The sequence below is a fragment of the Frigoribacterium sp. 9N genome, assembly GCF_902506305.1.
GTDB lineage: Bacteria > Actinomycetota > Actinomycetes > Actinomycetales > Microbacteriaceae > Frigoribacterium.
In genome coordinates, this window is record NZ_LR733391.1 from 515,628 (window position 1) to 533,404 (window position 17,777).

Here is a 17,777-nt window from a genome sequence, read left to right on the forward strand (position 1 = left end):
GCCATGACCACCCAGACCGTCGAAGCCCCGCGCTCGGCCCGTGCGGCCCAGCGCTCCACCAACTACGAGAAGTGGGGCTGGATCTACATGCGCGCCAGCGGCCTGCTGCTCGTCGTGCTCGTGTTCGGCCACCTGTTCATCAACCTGCTCGCGAGCGAGGGCGGCGTCAAGGCCATCGACTTCGCCTTCGTGGCCGGCAAGTGGGCCAGCCCGTTCTGGCAGGTCTACGACACCCTCCTCCTCTGGCTCGCGCTGATCCACGGCACGAACGGCATGCGGACGATCGTCAACGACTACGTCTCGAAGCCGACGGTGCGCAAGGTCCTGCTCGTCACGCTCGTCACCTCGACCGTCGTCCTGCTCGTCCTCGGCACGCTCGTGATCTACACGTTCGACCCGTGCCCCGCGAACGCCCCGGCCGACCTGCTGCCGTCGTTCTGCACCGCCGGCTAGCCACCCGGCCCACCGTCCACTACCACCAGCACGACATCGTCATCGTCGGGGCCGGGGGTGCGGGCATGAGGGCGGCCATCGAGGCCGGCCCGAACGCCAGCACCGCGGTGATCTCGAAGCTGTACCCGACCCGTTCGCACACCGGTGCGGCCCAGGGCGGCATGGCCGCGGCCCTCGCCAACGTCGAGGACGACAACTGGGAGTGGCACACGTTCGACACCGTCAAGGGCGGCGACTACCTCGTCGACCAGGACGCTGCCGAGATCCTCGCCAAAGAGGCGATCGACGCCGTCCTCGACCTCGAGAACATGGGGCTGCCGTTCAACCGCACCCCCGAGGGCAAGATCGACCAGCGTCGCTTCGGCGGCCACACGGCCGAGCACGGCAAGAACCCCGTCCGGCGAGCCTGCTACGCGGCCGACCGCACGGGTCACATGATCCTCCAGACGCTCTACCAGAACTGCGTCAAGCACGGCATCAACTTCTTCAACGAGTTCTACGTCCTCGACCTCATCATGGGAGAGATCGACGGAGAAGAGCGCCCGGCCGGCGTGATCGCCTACGAGCTCTCGACCGGCGACCTGCACGTGTTCCAGGGCAAGGCCGTCATCTTCGCCACCGGCGGCTTCGGCAAGATCTACAAGACGACGTCCAACGCGCACACCCTGACCGGCGACGGCGTGGGCATCATCTGGCGCAAGGGCCTGCCGCTCGAGGACATGGAGTTCTTCCAGTTCCACCCGACCGGCCTCGCCGGGCTCGGCATCCTGCTGAGCGAGGCCGCCCGCGGTGAGGGCGCGATCCTGCGCAACAGCGAGGGCGAGCGCTTCATGGAGCGCTACGCCCCCACCATCAAGGACCTGGCGCCCCGCGACATCGTCGCGCGCTGCATGGCGACCGAGATCCGCGAAGGCCGTGGGGCCGGACCGCACAAGGACTACGTCTACCTCGACATCACCCACCTCGACCCGGCCGTGATCGACGCCAAGCTGCCGGACATCACGGAGTTCGCCCGCACCTACCTCGGCGTCGAGCCCTACACCGAGCCCGTCCCCGTGCTGCCGACCGCCCACTACGCCATGGGTGGCATCCCGACGAACGTCAAGGCCGAGGTGCTCCGCGACAACACGACGGTCGTGCCGGGCCTCTACGCCGCCGGCGAGTGCGCCTGCGTCAGCGTGCACGGCTCGAACCGCCTCGGCACGAACTCGCTGCTCGACATCAACGTCTTCGGCAAGCGCGCCGGCAACAACGCCGTCGAGTACGTGAAGGACGCACCCTTCGTGCCGCTGCCCGACGATCCGGCCGGCTTCGTGCGCGGTCTCGTCGAGGACGTCCGCAACGCCACGGGCACCGAGCGCATCGCGACGCTGCGCAAGGAGCTGCAGGACAGCATGGACCGCAACGCCCAGGTGTTCCGCACCGAAGAGACCCTCGACGAGGTCACCCACGTGATCGCCGACCTCCGCGACCGGTTCAAGAACATCTCGGTGCAGGACAAGGGCAAGCGCTTCAACACCGACCTGCTCGAGGCCATCGAGCTGGGCTTCCTGCTCGACCTCGCCGAGGTCGTCGTCTACTCGGCTCGTTCGCGTCAGGAGAGCCGCGGGGGGCACTTCCGCGAGGACTACCCCACGCGCGACGACGAGAACTGGCTCGTCCACACCATGGCGTACCTGACGGGCGACGCCCACTCGTCCCTGGCCGGCGACCACATCCGCCTCGACACCAAACCCGTCGTGATCACGAACTACCAGCCGATGGAACGGAAGTACTGACATGAGCACCGCTGTCCTCGAGAACAAGCCCCAGGGCGCCGACGCCGTCCCCACGTTCACGGCGACCCTGATCATCCGCCGGTTCGACCCCGAGGTCGACGACGAGCCCCGCTGGCAGGACTTCGACGTCCAGGTGCTGCCGACGGACCGGGTGCTCGACGCCCTGCACCAGATCAAGTGGGAGCAGGACGGATCGCTGACCTTCCGTCGTTCGTGCGCCCACGGCGTCTGCGGCTCCGACGCGATGCGCATCAACGGTCGCAACCGGTTGGCCTGCAAGACGCTGATCAAGGACCTCGACATCTCGCAGCCGATCTACGTCGAAGCGATCAAGGGCCTTCCCCTCGAGAAGGACCTCGTCGTCGACATGGAGCCCTTCTTCCAGTCGTACCGCGAGATCCAGCCGTTCCTCATGGCCTCGTCCAAGCCCGAGAAGGAGCGCCTGCAGAGCGCCACCCAGCGCGAACGCTTCGACGACACGACCAAGTGCATCCTCTGCGCCGCCTGCACGTCGAGCTGCCCGGTGTTCTGGACCGACGGCCAGTACTTCGGTCCGGCCGCCATCGTCAACGCGCACCGCTTCATCTTCGACTCGCGCGACGAGGGTGCGCAGGTGCGCCTCGACATCCTGAACGACAAAGAAGGCGTGTGGCGCTGCCGCACCACCTTCAACTGCACCGAGGCCTGCCCGCGCGGCATCCAGGTGACGCAGGCCATCGCCGAGGTCAAGCAGGCCGTCTTGCGCGGACGGGCCTGACACCGAGCCACCGCCACGAGAGAGGGCCCGACCACCACGTGGTCGGGCCCTCTCTCGTCCGACGGGTCGCGGCGGTGCAAGGACGCACGTCGACGACCTGGTCAGTCGTCCTCGACGATGCAGGCGGCCTCGAGGCCGAGGGCGAGTCGTAGCGCGACCGACACCCCGGTCTCGCCTTCGTCGCCCATCGGGGCGACGGCGTCGATCCAGAACACCGGGAGGGGCACCGAGGGCGGGTCGGGCAGCAGACGGTGGACCTCGTCCGCCTCGGTCAGTTCGGCCGCCTGGTAGACGGTGAGGAGCGGAACCCCACCCGCCCCGAACACCTGGAGGGCGTCGCCGCCGTCGATCTCGCGCACGCCGAGCGAACCGTCGACCGCGCGGGCAGCCGTCGCGAGGTCGAGCTGGTCGTAGACGTGCGGACTCAGGATGGTGATGTCGCGGGGCATCAGCTCTCGTCCTCGGCCGGACGCGGACGCTCGGTTCCGGCCTGGGACTCGATGCCGGCCTGGTCGCCGGACCGGGTTCCCGTCCCGGCATCGGCCTCGGTCATGGCCTCGGCCGTGCTCTCGTGCAGCAGGTCCAGTTCGTGCAGGTCTTCCTCCCACGCCTGGAGCAGAGGGCTGGCGACGAGCTGGGCGAGCCTCTCGGGGCCGACCGCCTCCAGCGTGCGGTGCAGGGCGTTCCAGCCCGACGTGGCCTCGTCACCCAGCGGCACGACGTAGGCGGGCAGGCGCGGTCGGCCGACCACGACGACCGGACGTCCGGCGTCGAGGGCGGAGCGTTCGAGGCCGAGCCGACGCACGGACGGTGCGCCGATCAAGAGGGCGACCGGGTTCGGCGGGGGGTAGGTCACGGCCCGGACGCACCGATCGGACTCGCCCTCGCGGGCGATGACGAGGGCGAAGGTCGGTAGGGACGACTCGGCGATGTGGCCGAGAGCGTCGGTCAGCCGGGCGATGGCGTCGTCGAGCGTCCCCTCGGTCACGTCGACCGTCAACGCCGTGGTCTCCTCGATGCCGTGGTCGGTGACCCGTGCGGTGATCGTCGCCGAGAGGTGCGGCCCCTCGACGACGACCCGGACGGTCTCGGGAGCCTGGTGACGGGCGTGTTGGGTGAGGACCCAGCGGTCCCAGGCGTGGCCCAGGGGCTCGGTCGCCCCCCATCGGGTCGGGACGGCGCCCGAGACGGCCGCTCCCAGGGTCTCGACCGCGCCTCCCAGGCTCGTGTCGTGGGACGCCCTGTGGAGCACCGTGAGGTCGACGCTGAGCTGGCAGGTGGTGTCGACGGCGTCCGCGATGAGGGGCAGCCACCCGGCGGACGGCGCGGCGGGCACCGAGGCGTCGGGCTCGGTGGCCGCGGCGTCGACGTCGGCGTAGGGCAGGCCCGTGAGGCCGTCCCGGAGACGGTCCTGGTCGTCGTGCACGGCCCAGACGCCCCCGGCGGCGACTAGGGCGGCCCGGAGGCCGACGGTGAGGCGCGACCGTTCGCTGGTGACGAGCACGACGCGTCGACTCGTCGGGGGTCGACCGAGGAGGTCCGCGAGCGGACGACTGAGTCGGACGACGCGGGCCCTGCTGTCGACCCGGACGGCGCGCGACGAGATCGCGTCGACCAACGGGTGTCGGATTGGGGTGCCCACCCGTCGATTCTGCTCCGTGGCGGAGGGCCGTGACCGGATGCACGGCGGACTCGGACCAGCCCGGCCCGAGACGGCCCACGCGGCCTAGGCTTGGTCCCCGTCATCGCCAACGACCCTCGAGAGGCCTGCCATGAACGACGTCCGACGCCTCGACCGACGGCCCTGCCGGCCCGGTCCCCGGGCGATCTCGTGAGACGACGCCCGTACCGCAACGGCGAACGCCCCCTCGACCAGCGAGAACGCCGACGAGCGTTCGCGGCAGCCGTCCGGACGAGGCCGCCCCTGCGACCCACCGCCGACCGGGAGTTCGGTCGGGCCCTCGCGCGCCTCGACGAGCTCGTCGAGAAGGTCCTGCTCTCGGGCGACCACGACCGCTTGCTCGACGAGACGCGGGTGTCGACCTGGCCTCGCGAACTGGACGCCGTCGTCGCGGTCGTGGTGGACCGGCTCGATCCGCCGCCGTCGGTCGACCGCGCGGCGGTGTCCTCCGCCGTCGCGGACAACCTGGAGGCGCGCTTCGGCCTGCGTGCGGGAGCCTCCCCGACCGAGAGGTCGGTCGTCCTCTGGCAGTCGGTGGCCGGTGCCGACTCTCGGCTCGCCGAGAACGGGTGGGAGCGTGACGTCCTCTCGGACGACCGGGAGGCGCTGGCCGAGTTCTTCGCCTCGGACGGCGATCCGGTGCGGGCGCGTCTCACGCGGTCGTCGGGTCGCCTGCACCTCGAACTGCGGGGCACGAACGCACCCGTCGGTGACCGGTCGTCGTCGTACGCGGTGCTGTCAAGATCGAGTGCGCTCGTCCTCGTCGACGATCCTCGCGGCCTCGTCTCGGTGCTCGACGAGAGCACGGCCGGTGCCCTGCGCGACGTGGTCGTCGCCTGGGGCGAACTGGCCGACCACCTCGACGAACGTCGCGCCGAGGCCGGCGCACGTTGAAGCCGGACCGTCCTGAGGCCGGAACACCCTGAGGCCCGTCCGACCCCGAGGTCGGAGTCGGACGGCCGAGGGACGACGCCGCCCCCGGGAGGGGCGACGCCGTCCCGGCCGTCAGACGGTGACGGCTTCGGCTGCCTGTCGCGCGCCCGCGGCGGTGGTCGCCGCGACGGCGGCGGCCGCGAGCTCGCGAGCCTGGTCGAGGGTGTACCGGGAGAGCTCGAGACGCACGTCGGCCAACGCGGCCGGCGTCATCGAGAGCGTGGTCGCCCCCAGCCCGACGAGCACGACCGCCAGCAGGGGGTCGGCCGCGGCCTCGCCGCAGATGCCGACCGGCTTGCCGGCTGCGGCACCGGCGTCACCGAGCGATTTGACCAGACGCAGCACGGCGGGGTGCCAGGGGTCCTGGTAGGCGGCCACGGAGCCGAGCATGCGATCGGCCGCCATCGTGTACTGGGTGAGGTCGTTCGTTCCGACGCTGACGAAGTCGGCGCTGGCGAAGATCTGGTCCGCGAGCACCGCGAGCGAGGGGACCTCGGCCATCACGCCGACCGTCTTCAGGCCGAGTTCTCGGCCGAGGGCGACGAAGTACTCGGTCTCTTCGGCGTCGCTGACCATGGGCGCCATGACCCACAGGTCGGCGGTGGTCGCCGCCTGTGCCTGCGCCAAGGCGGTGAGCTGGTCGCGCAGGATGTCTTCTTTGACGCGCAGGGCGCGGAGGCCTCGCAGGCCGAGCGCGGGATTCTCCTCGTGGGCGTCGTTCAGGAAGCTGAGCGGCTTGTCGGCGCCCGCGTCGAGGGCGCGCACGACGACCTTCTTGCCCGGGAAGGCCTCGAGCAGGGCGGTGTAGCTCGCCGTCTGGCTCTCGACGGTGGGCGCGGTGGAATTGCCGAGGAAGAGGAACTCGGTGCGGAACAGTCCGACGCCTTCGGCACCCAGTTCGATGGCCCCGGCCGCCTCGGCCGGCGCGCCCAGGTTCGCGAGCAGCGGGACGGTGTGGCCGTCGGCCAGCGCACCCTCGGTGAGCGGCGCGGCGGCGGCGGCCGCGCGGTCGGCGATGCGCTTCTCGGCGTCGGCGACCTCGTCCGCGGACGGGTCGACCGTGACGACGCCGGTCGCGGCGTCGGCCACGACGATCGTGCCATCGGCGAGGTCGAGCGCACCGGTCACCCCGACGATCGCTGGGATCGACTTGGACCGGGCGAGGATGGCGGTGTGCGACGTGGGGCCGCCGTCACGCGTGACCAGGGCGAGCACCTTGTCGAGGTCGAGCAGGGCGGTGTCGGCAGGGGCGAGGTCGGGCGCGACCAGCACGAACGGGGTGTCGCTCTCGGGCACCCCGGGAGCCGGGACGCCGCGCAGCGAGGCGATGACGCGCTGCGCCACGTCGCCGAGGTCCGTCGCGCGTTCGGCCATGTAGCCCCCCATGCCGATCAGGAGGTCCTGGAAGGCGGCGAACGCCTCGTGCACGGCGCGTTCACCGGTGCGACCGTCGTCGATGCGGGCCTTCACGTCGTCGGTGAGGGTGGGGTCCTGGGCCATGAGCGACTGGGCGTCGAGGACGTCCTTCGCCTCGCCGCCGGCCTTCTCGCCGCGGGCCGTGAGGTCGGCGGCGACCGCGGAGAGGGCGGTGAGCACGGCGTCGTACTCGAGAGCCGCGTCGGCGGTGCGGGGATCGGTGCCCGGCTCGGGCAGCGGATCGGGCATCTTCTTGACGGGGCCGACGGCCACTCCACGTCCGACGCCAACGCCCTGTAGTGCCACGGTGAACCTCTTCGAGTCTCGATGGTGGGGACGTGCGGCAGGACGCCGGGCACGCCCACGGTCGGTCCATCGTAGACGGAACGTCCGGACGTCCGGTCAGAGCCGATCCCGGGCTCGACCGAGGTGGCCGGGCCGCGTCGCCCGGCCACCCCTACCCTGGACGCATGCGCGCGCCGTGGACCCGAGAACCGACGCCCGACCCGGCCGAGGCGACCCGCGCCTCCGCGGCGGGACGCCCGTCCGGACGCGCCCGGCGGGCCGGCTCACGCGTCGTGGGGTCGCGGCCGACGCGGGTGCTGGCGCGGCATGTCACGGCGAAGGGGCCGCTGCTCGCCGCCGGGTTGACCTACCAGGCGCTCTTCGCCCTGTTCGCGGCCCTGTGGGTGGGCTTCTCGGTCGCGGGGTTCGTCGTCTCGGGCGACCAGGTGCTCCGTGACGAGTTGATCGTGTTCATCCGCTCGGCCGTCCCCGGGCTCATCCAGGACGTCGACGACACGGGCGTCGTCGACCCCGAGTTGCTGCTCGACGCGTCGGTCTTCGGTTGGACCGGCGCGGTCGCCCTGCTCGGTCTCCTGGTGTCGTCCGTCACGCTGCTCGGCAGCATGCGCGACTGCGTGCGCATCGTGTTCCGGGCACCGCAACCGGTCACCCCGCTCGGCCGACTGATCGTGCGCGACCTCGGCCTGGCCCTCGCCTTCGGAGCCGCGGTCGTCGTGTCGGCGACGCTGTCGCTGCTCAGCACCACGGCGGTCTCGGGCCTGTTGTCCGGGGTGGGCGTCTCGACCCGGTCGATCGCGGGCGAGGCGACCCTGCGCGTGGTCGGCATCGTGCTCGTGTTCGTCTTCGAGACCGCGGTGCTGGCCGTCCTGTTCCGCGTGCTGGCCGGGCTGCACATCCCCTTCCGTCGACTGCTCGCGGGGGCGATGCTCGGAGCGGCCGGGTTCGTCTCGCTGACCGTGGTCGGCGGCGTCGTGCTCCGCGCCACGGGGTCGAACCCCCTGGTCGCCTCGTTCGCGGCCGTCGTCGGGCTGTTGATCGTGATCAACCTGCTGTGCCAGGTGCTGCTGCTCAGCGCCGGCTGGATCGCCGTCGGCATGGACGACCTCGGCGTGCTCGCCGACCCGCATCAGGAGGCGGCCCGCCTCCGCCGCCTCGAGGAGGAACGGCGAGCCCAGGAGGCGCGGGCCCGGTCGCGGGGCGGTCGTCTGGTGGACGGCGCCCGCGGGCTGCTCTCGCGGTCGCTGCGGGCCGTCCGCCGGGGTGACCCGTCCGACGCCCCGGGCACGGGGTCTCCCGACGACCCCGGTGACGGTGCCCGCCGCTAGTCTGGAGCCCATGTCCACGCGCCTCCGTCTCGCCACCGTCAACGTCAACGGCGTCCGTGCCGCCTTCCGCAAGGGCATGGGCGACTGGCTCTCGGCTCGCGACGTGGACGTCCTCACGCTGCAAGAGGTGCGCGCCTCGACCGACGACCTCGAGGGCCTGCTCGGCCCCGCGTGGAACGTCGTGCACGACCCGGCCACCGCCAAGGGGCGGGCCGGTGTGGCCATCGCCAGCCGGGGCAAGGCCCACGTCCACCGCGTCGAGCTCGGCCCCGACGACTTCGACAGTGCCGGGCGGTGGCTCGAGGCCGACTACGAGATCGACGGCACCGTCGTGACCGTCGTGAGCACGTACGTCCACTCGGGCGAGGTCGACACCCCCAAGCAGGACGAGAAGTGGAAGTTCCTCGACGCCATGTCGGCGCGGCTCCCCGAGCTCGCCGCCCACAACGAGCTCTCGGTGGTGACGGGCGACCTCAACGTGGGCCACCGCGAACTCGACATCAAGAACTGGAAGGGCAACGTCAAGCGAGCCGGCTTCCTCCCGCGCGAACGGTCGTACTTCGACCGGTTCCTGGGGCCCGCGGGCGAGCAGGTCGTGACCGTCGACGGCACCGGCGGAGAAGGCCTCGGGTGGGTCGACGTGGGTCGACGCTTCGCCGGCGAGGTCGAGGGGCCCTATTCGTGGTGGTCCTGGCGAGGTCAGGCCTTCGACAACGACGCCGGTTGGCGCATCGACTACCAGCTGGCCACCCCGGCGCTGGCCGAGACCGTCGAGCACTACGTGGTCGACCGGGCGGCCGCCTACGACCAGCGCTGGTCGGACCACGCCCCGGTCGTCGTCGACTACCGGCTCTGACCCGCATCCCACCCCTTCTCTTCTCGCACCACCCCGACCGAGGACCTCATGACCAAGCCCCGTCTCTTCTCCGGCATGCAGCCGTCCGCCGATTCGCTCCACGTCGGCAACTACATCGGCGCCCTCCAGCAGTGGAAGTCGTTGCAGGCGACGCACGACGCCCTGTTCTGCGTGGTCGACCTGCACGCCATCACCGTCCCCCAAGACCCCGCCGCGTTGCGCGCGCAGATCCGCGGCACCGCCGCCCAGTACATCGCCGCGGGCATCGACCCGGCGGAGTCGACCCTGTTCATCCAGTCGCACGTGCCGGCACACACGCAGTTGGCCTGGGTGCTCAACACCCTGACCGGTTTCGGTGAGGCCAGCCGCATGACGCAGTTCAAGGACAAGGCGGCCAAGCAGGGGTCCGACGCGGCCTCGCTCGGCCTGTTCGCCTACCCGACCCTGATGGCCGCCGACATCCTGCTCTACCAGGCCGAGACGGTTCCCGTCGGAGACGACCAGCGTCAGCACGTCGAGCTCACCCGCGACCTCGCCACCCGGTTCAACTCCCGTTTCGGCGAGACCTTCGTCGTGCCCGAGGCGACGATCCAGAAGGAATCCGCGCGCATCTACGACCTGCAGTCACCCGAGTCGAAGATGAGCAAGTCGGCGGCCACCGACGCCGGAGTCGTGTGGATGCTCGACGAACCGAGCCGCACCGCCAAGAAGATCAAGTCGGCGGTCACCGACGCCGAGCGCGAGATCCGCTTCGACCGCGGCGCCAAAGCGGGGGTCTCCAACCTGCTCACCATCCTGTCGTCGTTCTCGGGTTCCAGCGTGGCCGACCTCGAGGAGCGCTACGCGGGTCGCGGCTACGGCGACCTCAAGAAGGACGTGGCCGAGGTCGTCGTCGAGACCTTCGCGCCCGTCCGGGCCCGAGCCCTCGAACTCCTCGACGACCCGGCCGAGCTCGACCGCATCCTCGCCGTCAACGCCGATCGGGCGAACGAGATCGCCCAGGTCACGATCGACACCGTGTACGACCGCATCGGCTTCGTCCGCAAGGCCTGATCGTGCTGCCGTTCGTGCTCGCGTCGCCGACCCTCGAGTTGCGGGTGCCGAGCGCGGCCGACGTGCCGGCCATCGTCGACGCCTGCCGCGACGAGACGCTGCAGCGTTTCACCACGGTGCCCGTGCCGTACGGACGGCCCGACGCCGAGTTCTTCCTGCGGCGCATCGTGGACGACGGGTGGGCGACGGGACGCGAGTTCACCTGGGGGCTGCGCCGCCCGGGTTCGGGTCTGCTCGAGGGCGTGGTCAGCGTTCGGCTCCGGTCGTCCGACGTCGGCTTCTGGACGGCCCCCGCCTCGCGGGGTCAGGGGATGATGACCGAGGCGCTCGGCCTGGTGGCCGACTGGGCGTTCGGCGCCGGAGGGCTTCGAGAACTCTTCTGGGAGGGCTACGTGGGCAACGACGCCTCCGCGGCCGTCGCCCGCCGGACGGGGTTCACCTACCAGGGCGTCGGTCCGGGGCTCCACCCGGACCGTGACGGAGGCCACCCCCTCTGCTGGAAGGCCCGCCTACGACCGGGCGACGCTCGGTCGGCGCGAGCCGGTTGGCCCGACCTGGGGCGCCCCGGGGTCCGTCCCGGCGGCTCGGCGGAATACCCCGTGGCCGACGGCGTTGACTCCCTCACGGATGCCGTCGACGGCGTCGCCCGCCCGTCCCCCACCGCGCACGCCCCGGCGCGCGACCGTTCCGTCCCGGAGGCACAGTGAGCATCGATCCGATCGACCACGACGTCCTCGAACGCGCCATGCGCCGGGCCGTCACGCTCGCGCGACGTGGGCCGGCCCGCGGCGTCAACCCCCAGGTCGGTTGCGTCCTCCTGCGTCCCGACGGCAGCGTCGCGGCCGAGGGATGGCACCGGGGCGCCGGCACGCCACACGCCGAGGTCGACGCCCTCTCGCACCTCTCCCCCGGCGAGGCGCGGGGTCTGACCGCCGTCGTCACGCTCGAACCCTGCGATCACGTGGGCCGCACCGGTCCGTGCAGCGTCGCCTTGATCGAGGCGGGCGTCTCCCGCGTCGTCCACGCCGTCGCCGACCCCGGCGCGTCCTCCGGAGGCGGGGCCGAGCGGCTGCGCCGCGCCGGCGTCGAGGTGGTCGACGGCGTGCTCACCGACGAGGCCACCGAGATGGCTCGCCGCTGGTTGGTGACGGCCCGGACGGGCCGACCGTTCGTGACGCTCAAGTGGGCGTCCAGCCTGGACGGTCGCACGGCGGCGTCCGACGGTAGCAGCCGCTGGATCACCGGGACGGCGTCACGGCAGCACGTTCACGAGCAGCGAGCGGCCCACGACGCGATCCTGGTGGGCACGGGCACCGTGTTGGCGGACGACCCCAGCCTGACCGCCCGCGGCGACGGCGGAGAACTGCTCCCCGACCAGCCCCTGCCCGTCGTCGTCGGCACGCGCACCGTGCCGGCCGACGCCGCCCTGCGTCGGCACCCCCGCGACATCGTCGAGACGGGGACGCACGACCTCGAGGCCGTGCTCGACGACCTCGGCGCCCGCGGGGTCCGCAGCGTGTTCGTCGAGGGCGGACCGACCGTGGCCAGCGCGTTCGTCCGGCTCGGGCTCGTCGACGACTACGTCGTGTACCTCGCGCCCACGCTGCTCGGCGGCCCCCGGACGGCCCTCGACGACCTCGGTGTGGACCACATCGACGGGCAACGACGACTGCGCGTCACCGATGCGCACCCCCTCGGCGACGACCTGGTGGTCGTCGCCCGCGACACCCCCAGGAGCCCCGCATGACCACCACGCCCGCCGCATCGTCCCAGGTGTCGTTCGAGGTCGAGACCACGGTCCCCACCCGTCACGGCACGTTCCGCATGAGGGCCTACCGCGACACCCTCACCGGCGCCGACCACGTGGCGATCATCGCGAGCGACCCGGCCGGCCTCCCCCCGGCGGACGGTGCCCTCGTGCGCGTCCACTCGGAGTGCCTCACGGGCGAGGCGTTCGGCTCCCTCAAGTGCGAGTGCGGCCCGCAGCTCGACGCCGCGCTCGACACCATCCGGGACCACGGCGGGGCCGTCGTCTACCTGCGCGGACACGAGGGTCGGGGCATCGGCCTCGTCGACAAGCTCCGGGCCTACCGCCTGCAAGAGGACGGACTCGACACCCTGGACGCCAACCTCGCCCTGGGGCTGCCGGCGGACGCCCGAGACTACGGGGCGGCGGCCGACGTGCTGCGCGACCTGGGGCTCGGCCGCGTCAGGCTGCTGAGCAACAACCCCGAGAAGCGGCGTCAGCTCGGCGAGCACGGCATCGAGGTCACCGAACTGGTGCCCCTCGTCGTCGGCGTCGGTGCCTTCAACGAGGGCTACCTCGACACGAAGCGCGACCGCATGGGCCACGAGCTGCCCGGCCACCTCGGCTCCGACGACTGAGTCCGCGGCGGCCCCCGCTCCCGCGGCGGCCCCCGCTCCCGCGGCCCCGACGTGCGTCCCCACCGGGGTACACGCCGGAGTACGATGGACGACGGCTGTCACGAGCGGCCACCGTCTCACCCGGCCGAGCGATCCGCAGATCCCTGCACCGCGCCTCCGTCCGACCCGTTGCGCCGCACCATGCGCCCGGTCGTCGACGTCCGCCGGGACCTCGACCCCTGCCTCGGAGTGCCCCCGTGTCTGCCCCCACCGTCGACCCGTCGACGTCGTCCGTCCCCGCCACCAACAAGCGTTCGCGCGTCATCGTCGCGAGCCTCATCGGCACCTCGATCGAGTTCTACGACTTCTACGTCTACGCGACCGCCGCGGTGCTCGTCTTCCCGACCATCTTCTTCGCCAACGACGACCCCGCCGTGGCCCGCCTCGCCTCGTTCGCGGTCTTCGGCGTCGCGTTCATCGCCCGGCCCGTCGGATCGATCGTCTTCGGCCACTTCGGCGACCGCATCGGCCGCAAGGGCACCCTCGTGGCGTCGCTGCTGACGATGGGCATCGCCACGGTGCTGATCGGGTGCATCCCGGCGGGCACCACGCCCGGTTGGGCCGTCGCCGGCCCGGCCTGCCTCGTCGTGCTGCGCTTCTGCCAGGGCCTGGGCCTCGGCGGCGAGTGGAGCGGTGCCGCGTTGCTCGCGACGGAGAACGCGCCGGCGAACCGCCGCGCGATCTACGGCACGTTCCCCCAGCTGGGTGCGCCCATCGGCTTCATCATCGCCAACCTGCTCTTCGTGCTGCTGAACACGACCCTCACCGAGGAGCAGTTCATGGCCTGGGGATGGCGCCTGCCGTTCCTGGCGAGCGCGGTGCTGGTGATCATCGGCCTCTACGTCCGGTTCAAGCTGATCGAGACGCCGGCGTTCCAGAAGGTCGTCGACTCGGGCAACGTCGCGACCCTCCCGCTCGCCCGCGTGTTCCGGTCGAGCTGGCGCCCCCTGCTGCTCGGCACGTTCATCATGCTGGCGACCTACACGCTCTTCTACCTGATGACGACGTTCACGCTGACCTTCGGGACGGCCGACGCCGCGGGCGACCCGGCCGGCCTGGGCATCCCCCGGACGCAGTTCCTCTGGATGCTGATCCTCGGCGTGGTGTTCTTCGGCGTCTTCACCCTCGTGTCGGGGCCCCTGGCCGAGAAGTACGGTCGCCGCGCGATGCTCATCTGCGTGACGGCGGGCATCCTCGTCTTCGGCTTCACGTTCGCCCCGCTGTTCGCCGCGGGGGCCCTCGGCGCTCAGGCGTTGCTCATCATCGGCTTCGTCCTCATGGGGCTGACCTTCGGACCGATGGGGGCCGTGCTGCCCGAGCTGTTCCCCACGAGCGTGCGCTACACCGGCTCGGCGATCAGCTACAACGTCGCGAGCATCCTCGGTGCCGCCGTGGCCCCGTTCATCGCCGTGGCGCTCTGGACGGCCGCGGGCGGCAGCACCTGGCTCGTGGGTCTCTACCTGTCCTCGATGGCGGTGTTGACCCTGATCGCGCTCGTGCTCAGCCGTGAGACCCGCGACGTCGACTACGACACGGCCGGCTGACCGGACGCGACGTGCCCTGCCGCCCGGCCCGCGCCTCCTGACCGGAGGCGCGGGCCGGTCTCGTGACGCAGGTGGATGTCACCGGGACGAAGTACGGTCGTAGTCGGCGGAGGCACCGCCCGCGACACCGACCGCCGCACCCGCGACGCCGGTCACCTGGCACGAGAGGCATCATGAGCTCCGACACGCGCGCGCGCACGACGACGTCCGACGGGAAGGAGGCGCGGGTCGACCCACCGGCCGCGCCCCGGTCGCGGTGGGGTCGCCGTCCGCAGCCCGAGGGTCCGCGTGCCACGTTCCGCCAGCTGTTGCCCTACCTGTTCGAGCACAAGAAGGTCATGGCCGTCATCATCGTGCTCAGCGTCCTGGGTGCCGCGGCGTCGCTCGGTCAGCCGTTGCTCGTCCAGCAGGTCATCTCGGCCGTGCAGGAGGGCGTGACGCTCGGTCCCCTCGTCTGGGCCCTGGTCGCGCTGGTCGTCGTGGCCGGGCTGATCAGCGGGTTCCAGCACTACCTGCTGCAGCGCACCGGCGAGGGCGTCGTCCTGTCGAGCCGCCGTCGCCTCGTCGGACGCATGCTCCGGTTGCCCGTCAGCCAGTTCGACACGCGCCGGACGGGCGACCTCGTGTCGCGGGTCGGCTCGGACACCACCCTGCTGCGGGCCGTGCTCACCCAGGGGCTCGTCGAGGCGATCGGTGGCAGCCTCACCTTCGTCGGCGCCCTGGTCGGCATGTTCCTGATCGACCCCGTCCTGCTCGGACTGACCGTGCTCGTCGTCGCCGTCTCGGTCGTCGTCGTCGTGCTGTTGTCCGGACGCATCCGCGTGGCGAGCCGCCAGGCGCAGGAGAAGGTGGGTGACCTCACGGCCGCCGTCGAACGCGCCATCAGCTCGGTCCGCACGATCCGCGCCTCGGGCGCCACCGAACGCGAGATCGTCGCCGTCGAGCGAGACGCCGAGGGCGCCTACCGACGGGGGCTGCAGGTCGCGCGCATCTCGGCCCTGGTCGTGCCGATCTCGTCCGTCGCCCTCCAGGCCTCCTTCCTCGTCGTGCTCGGCGTCGGAGGTTACCGGGTGGCCAGCGGTGCGATCGAGATCGCCTCGCTCATCTCGTTCGTGCTCTTCCTCTTCCTCATGATCATGCCGCTCGGCCAGGCTCTCGGCGCCGTGCTCAGCGTCAACCAGGCCCTGGGGGCGCTCGGACGGATCCAGGAGATCCTCGACCTGCCGAGCGAGACCGACGGCGACGAGCGCCTCAGGGCCGAGGTCGCGACCCGTGAGGCGGGCGCCGGTGGTCTGGAGGCGGACGACGGCATCGCCGTCCGGTTCGACGACGTGCACTTCCGCTACCCCGACTCGCCGGTCCCCGCCGGGCCGGCCACGGGGGGCCCGCAGGTCTCCGGCGACCCGGTCCACGACCCGGGCGAAGGCCCCGCCGACGACGACCTCACGGTGTTGCGAGGCGTGAGCTTCTCGGTGCCCGTCGGCAAGCGCACGGCACTCGTCGGCCCCTCGGGAGCAGGGAAGAGCACGATCCTGTCGCTCATCGAGCGTTTCTACGACCCGACCTCGGGTGCCGTGCGCGTGGGGGGCGCCGACGTGCGCACCCTCGACCGGCGCGACCTGCGGTCCCGCATCGGCTACGTCGAACAGGACGCCCCGGTCCTCGCCGGCACCATCCGCGACAACCTCACCCTGGGTTCGCCCGAGGCGACGGACGACGACTGCCGTCGGGTCCTCGAGGCCGTGAACCTCACCGCCGTCCTCGAACGCGGCGACCAGGGCCTCGACGCCCAGGTCGGCGAGGACGGGGTGATGCTCTCCGGAGGCGAGCGCCAGCGCCTGGCCATCGCCCGCACGCTGCTCAACGCGCCGCCGATCCTCCTGCTCGACGAGTCGACCTCGAGCCTCGACGGCCTCAACGAGCAGCGCCTCCGCGAAGCGATCGACGCGGTGGCCGAGAACCGTACGCTCATCGTCATCGCCCACCGGCTGTCGACCGTGGTCGACTCCGACCAGATCGTCGTCGTCGAGGCCGGGCGGGTGGTCGGTGTGGGCACCCACTCCGAACTGGTGGGGACGACGCCGCTGTACAAGGACCTGGCGAAGCACCAACTCCTCGTCTGAGGCCGGGCTCCGCGCGCGACGGGGCGCGGCCACGACACCGTGCGACGATGGCCCGATGAGCGATGTCGCCCCCGCGGTCCTGACCCACGTCGAGCGCGGGGTCGGTGTCGTCACCCTCAACCGCCCGGAGAAGATCAACGCGGTGACGCTCGAGATGCTCGGGCTCGTCGAGCAGGCGCTCGACGCCTGGGAGGACGATTCGCGGGTCTCGGCGGTGCTGTTGCGGGGCGCCGGGCCACGGGGGTTCTGTGCCGGGGGCGACATCGCGTGGATCCACGCCGCCGCCACGACGGACCCTCGGCGCGGCGTGGACATGTGGCGGCGCGAGTACCGTGGCACGCTGCGTCTGTCGCGCTGGTCGAAGCCGATCGTGTCGCTGCTCGACGGCATCGCGATGGGTGCCGGCATCGGGCTCGGCGGTCACGTCACGCTCCGCATCGTCACCGAACGCAGCTCGGTGGGCATGCCGGAGACCCGCATCGGGCTGACACCCGACGCGGGCGGGAGTTTCTTGCTGTCGCGAGCCCCGGGCGAGCTCGGCACCCACCTCGCCCTGACGGGCCGCGCGATGACGGCTGCCGATGCCCTGCACACGGGCTTCGCCGACCTGTTCGTCCCGTCCTCCGAGCTGACTCGAGTCCTGCCGGCACTGGCCGAGGGCGGCCCCGACGCCGTGCTGGCGCTGGGCACGACGGCGGGGCCGTCCGAGCTCGCGGATGCCGCCGGGTGGATCGATCGCGCCTATCGCGGCGACGACGCCGGGACGATCGTGTCCCGCCTGCACGAGCTCGCCGAGGAGGGTCTCGCCGACGCCGGAGCCGTGGTCGACGACCTCGTGGCGGCGTCGCCCACGTCGGTGGTCCTGACCCTCGAAGCCCAGAGGCGGGCGGCCCGTCTACCCGACCTCGAGGCCGTGCTGGGGCAGGAACTCGGCATCGTCACCTCGCTCGCCGCATCACCGGATCTCGTCGAGGGCATCCGGGCACGCGTGATCGACAAGGACCGCCGGCCCCGGTGGTCGCCGTCGACCCTCGCCGAGGTCGACGTCGAGGCGACGCTCGCGACGGTCGACTGGTCCACGCGGCTCTGACCGGGTCGAGTCGACTGCCGCCCCGCTCGCCGCCGACG

The 17,777-nt window shown here is 71.8% G+C and carries 15 protein-coding genes and 1 pseudogene; 13 read left to right on the plus strand and 3 right to left on the minus strand.

What is annotated here, in order from left to right:
• Nucleotides 1-3 precede the first annotated feature (3 nt).
• From sdhD to ARTHRO9V_RS02960, 3 genes are read left to right on the plus strand one after another with little or no spacing between them, the layout of a single operon-like run.
• On the plus strand, nucleotides 4-453 hold the full coding sequence (sdhD, locus tag ARTHRO9V_RS02950) for a succinate dehydrogenase, hydrophobic membrane anchor protein (protein WP_056046415.1): 450 nt from the start codon (nucleotides 4-6) through the stop codon (nucleotides 451-453).
• On the plus strand, nucleotides 438-2,231 hold the full coding sequence (gene sdhA / locus ARTHRO9V_RS02955; protein ID WP_159825523.1) for a succinate dehydrogenase flavoprotein subunit: 1,794 nt from the start codon (nucleotides 438-440) through the stop codon (nucleotides 2,229-2,231). Before sdhD ends, sdhA begins: the two co-directional genes overlap by 16 nt.
• A 1-nt stretch (nucleotide 2,232) precedes the next feature.
• Nucleotides 2,233-2,988 (plus strand): succinate dehydrogenase iron-sulfur subunit, encoded by a 756-nt coding sequence (locus ARTHRO9V_RS02960; protein WP_056046419.1) that lies wholly within the window; start codon nucleotides 2,233-2,235, stop codon nucleotides 2,986-2,988.
• 101 nt (nucleotides 2,989-3,089) lie between these two features.
• On the opposite strand, the gene ARTHRO9V_RS02965 is transcribed toward ARTHRO9V_RS02960, so the two are convergent.
• Nucleotides 3,090-3,437 (minus strand): hypothetical protein, encoded by a 348-nt coding sequence (locus tag ARTHRO9V_RS02965; protein ID WP_159825430.1) that lies wholly within the window; start codon nucleotides 3,435-3,437, stop codon nucleotides 3,090-3,092.
• Nucleotides 3,437-4,630 (minus strand): DUF6177 family protein, encoded by a 1,194-nt coding sequence (locus tag ARTHRO9V_RS02970; RefSeq protein ID WP_159825432.1) that lies wholly within the window; start codon nucleotides 4,628-4,630, stop codon nucleotides 3,437-3,439. Before ARTHRO9V_RS02970 ends, ARTHRO9V_RS02965 begins: the two co-directional genes overlap by 1 nt.
• 189 nt (nucleotides 4,631-4,819) lie before the next feature.
• Between ARTHRO9V_RS02970 and ARTHRO9V_RS02975 the strand changes: the two genes are divergently transcribed.
• Nucleotides 4,820-5,563 carry a hypothetical protein gene (locus ARTHRO9V_RS02975; RefSeq protein WP_159825434.1) on the plus strand — a complete coding sequence of 248 codons (744 nt, stop codon included), beginning with the start codon at nucleotides 4,820-4,822 and terminating at the stop codon, nucleotides 5,561-5,563.
• A gap of 111 nt (nucleotides 5,564-5,674) precedes the next feature.
• Here ARTHRO9V_RS02975 and ptsP read toward each other — a convergent pair whose 3' ends face one another.
• Nucleotides 5,675-7,324 carry a phosphoenolpyruvate--protein phosphotransferase gene (ptsP, locus tag ARTHRO9V_RS02980; RefSeq protein ID WP_082460298.1) on the minus strand — a complete coding sequence of 550 codons (1,650 nt, stop codon included), beginning with the start codon at nucleotides 7,322-7,324 and terminating at the stop codon, nucleotides 5,675-5,677.
• 164 nt (nucleotides 7,325-7,488) lie between these two features.
• Here ptsP and ARTHRO9V_RS02985 point away from each other — a divergent pair, with 164 nt between their 5' ends.
• The 9 genes and pseudogenes from ARTHRO9V_RS02985 (at nucleotide 7,489) to ARTHRO9V_RS03025 (ending at nucleotide 17,739) form a co-directional block, all read left to right on the plus strand.
• Nucleotides 7,489-8,649: a YihY/virulence factor BrkB family protein gene (locus tag ARTHRO9V_RS02985; protein WP_159825436.1), complete on the plus strand. Its 1,161-nt coding sequence runs from the start codon at nucleotides 7,489-7,491 to the stop codon at nucleotides 8,647-8,649.
• Nucleotides 8,650-8,659: 10 nt separating this feature from the next.
• On the plus strand, nucleotides 8,660-9,505 hold the full coding sequence (locus ARTHRO9V_RS02990) for an exodeoxyribonuclease III (protein WP_159825438.1): 846 nt from the start codon (nucleotides 8,660-8,662) through the stop codon (nucleotides 9,503-9,505).
• 48 nt (nucleotides 9,506-9,553) lie between these two features.
• Nucleotides 9,554-10,558 carry a tryptophan--tRNA ligase gene (trpS, locus tag ARTHRO9V_RS02995; RefSeq protein ID WP_123570468.1) on the plus strand — a complete coding sequence of 335 codons (1,005 nt, stop codon included), beginning with the start codon at nucleotides 9,554-9,556 and terminating at the stop codon, nucleotides 10,556-10,558.
• A 2-nt stretch (nucleotides 10,559-10,560) separates the two neighbouring features.
• Nucleotides 10,561-11,265 (plus strand): GNAT family N-acetyltransferase, encoded by a 705-nt coding sequence (locus ARTHRO9V_RS03000; RefSeq protein ID WP_159825440.1) that lies wholly within the window; start codon nucleotides 10,561-10,563, stop codon nucleotides 11,263-11,265.
• Between the two features lie 38 nt (nucleotides 11,266-11,303).
• Entirely contained in the window at nucleotides 11,304-12,305 is a 1,002-nt protein-coding gene (gene ribD / locus ARTHRO9V_RS03005; RefSeq protein WP_159825525.1) for a bifunctional diaminohydroxyphosphoribosylaminopyrimidine deaminase/5-amino-6-(5-phosphoribosylamino)uracil reductase RibD, read from the plus strand.
• Nucleotides 12,306-12,322: 17 nt separating this feature from the next.
• Nucleotides 12,323-12,943 (plus strand): annotated as a pseudogene (gene ribA / locus ARTHRO9V_RS03010) (GTP cyclohydrolase II); the annotation flags it as partial.
• 236 nt (nucleotides 12,944-13,179) lie between these two features.
• Nucleotides 13,180-14,526, plus strand: coding sequence for an MFS transporter (locus ARTHRO9V_RS03015; RefSeq protein WP_056046434.1), 1,347 nt, complete (start codon nucleotides 13,180-13,182; stop codon nucleotides 14,524-14,526).
• A 173-nt stretch (nucleotides 14,527-14,699) separates the two neighbouring features.
• Entirely contained in the window at nucleotides 14,700-16,649 is a 1,950-nt protein-coding gene (locus ARTHRO9V_RS03020) for an ABC transporter ATP-binding protein (protein WP_159825444.1), read from the plus strand.
• A gap of 55 nt (nucleotides 16,650-16,704) precedes the next feature.
• Nucleotides 16,705-17,739 carry an enoyl-CoA hydratase/isomerase family protein gene (locus tag ARTHRO9V_RS03025; RefSeq protein WP_159825446.1) on the plus strand — a complete coding sequence of 345 codons (1,035 nt, stop codon included), beginning with the start codon at nucleotides 16,705-16,707 and terminating at the stop codon, nucleotides 17,737-17,739.
• Nucleotides 17,740-17,777: the final 38 nt, after the last annotated feature.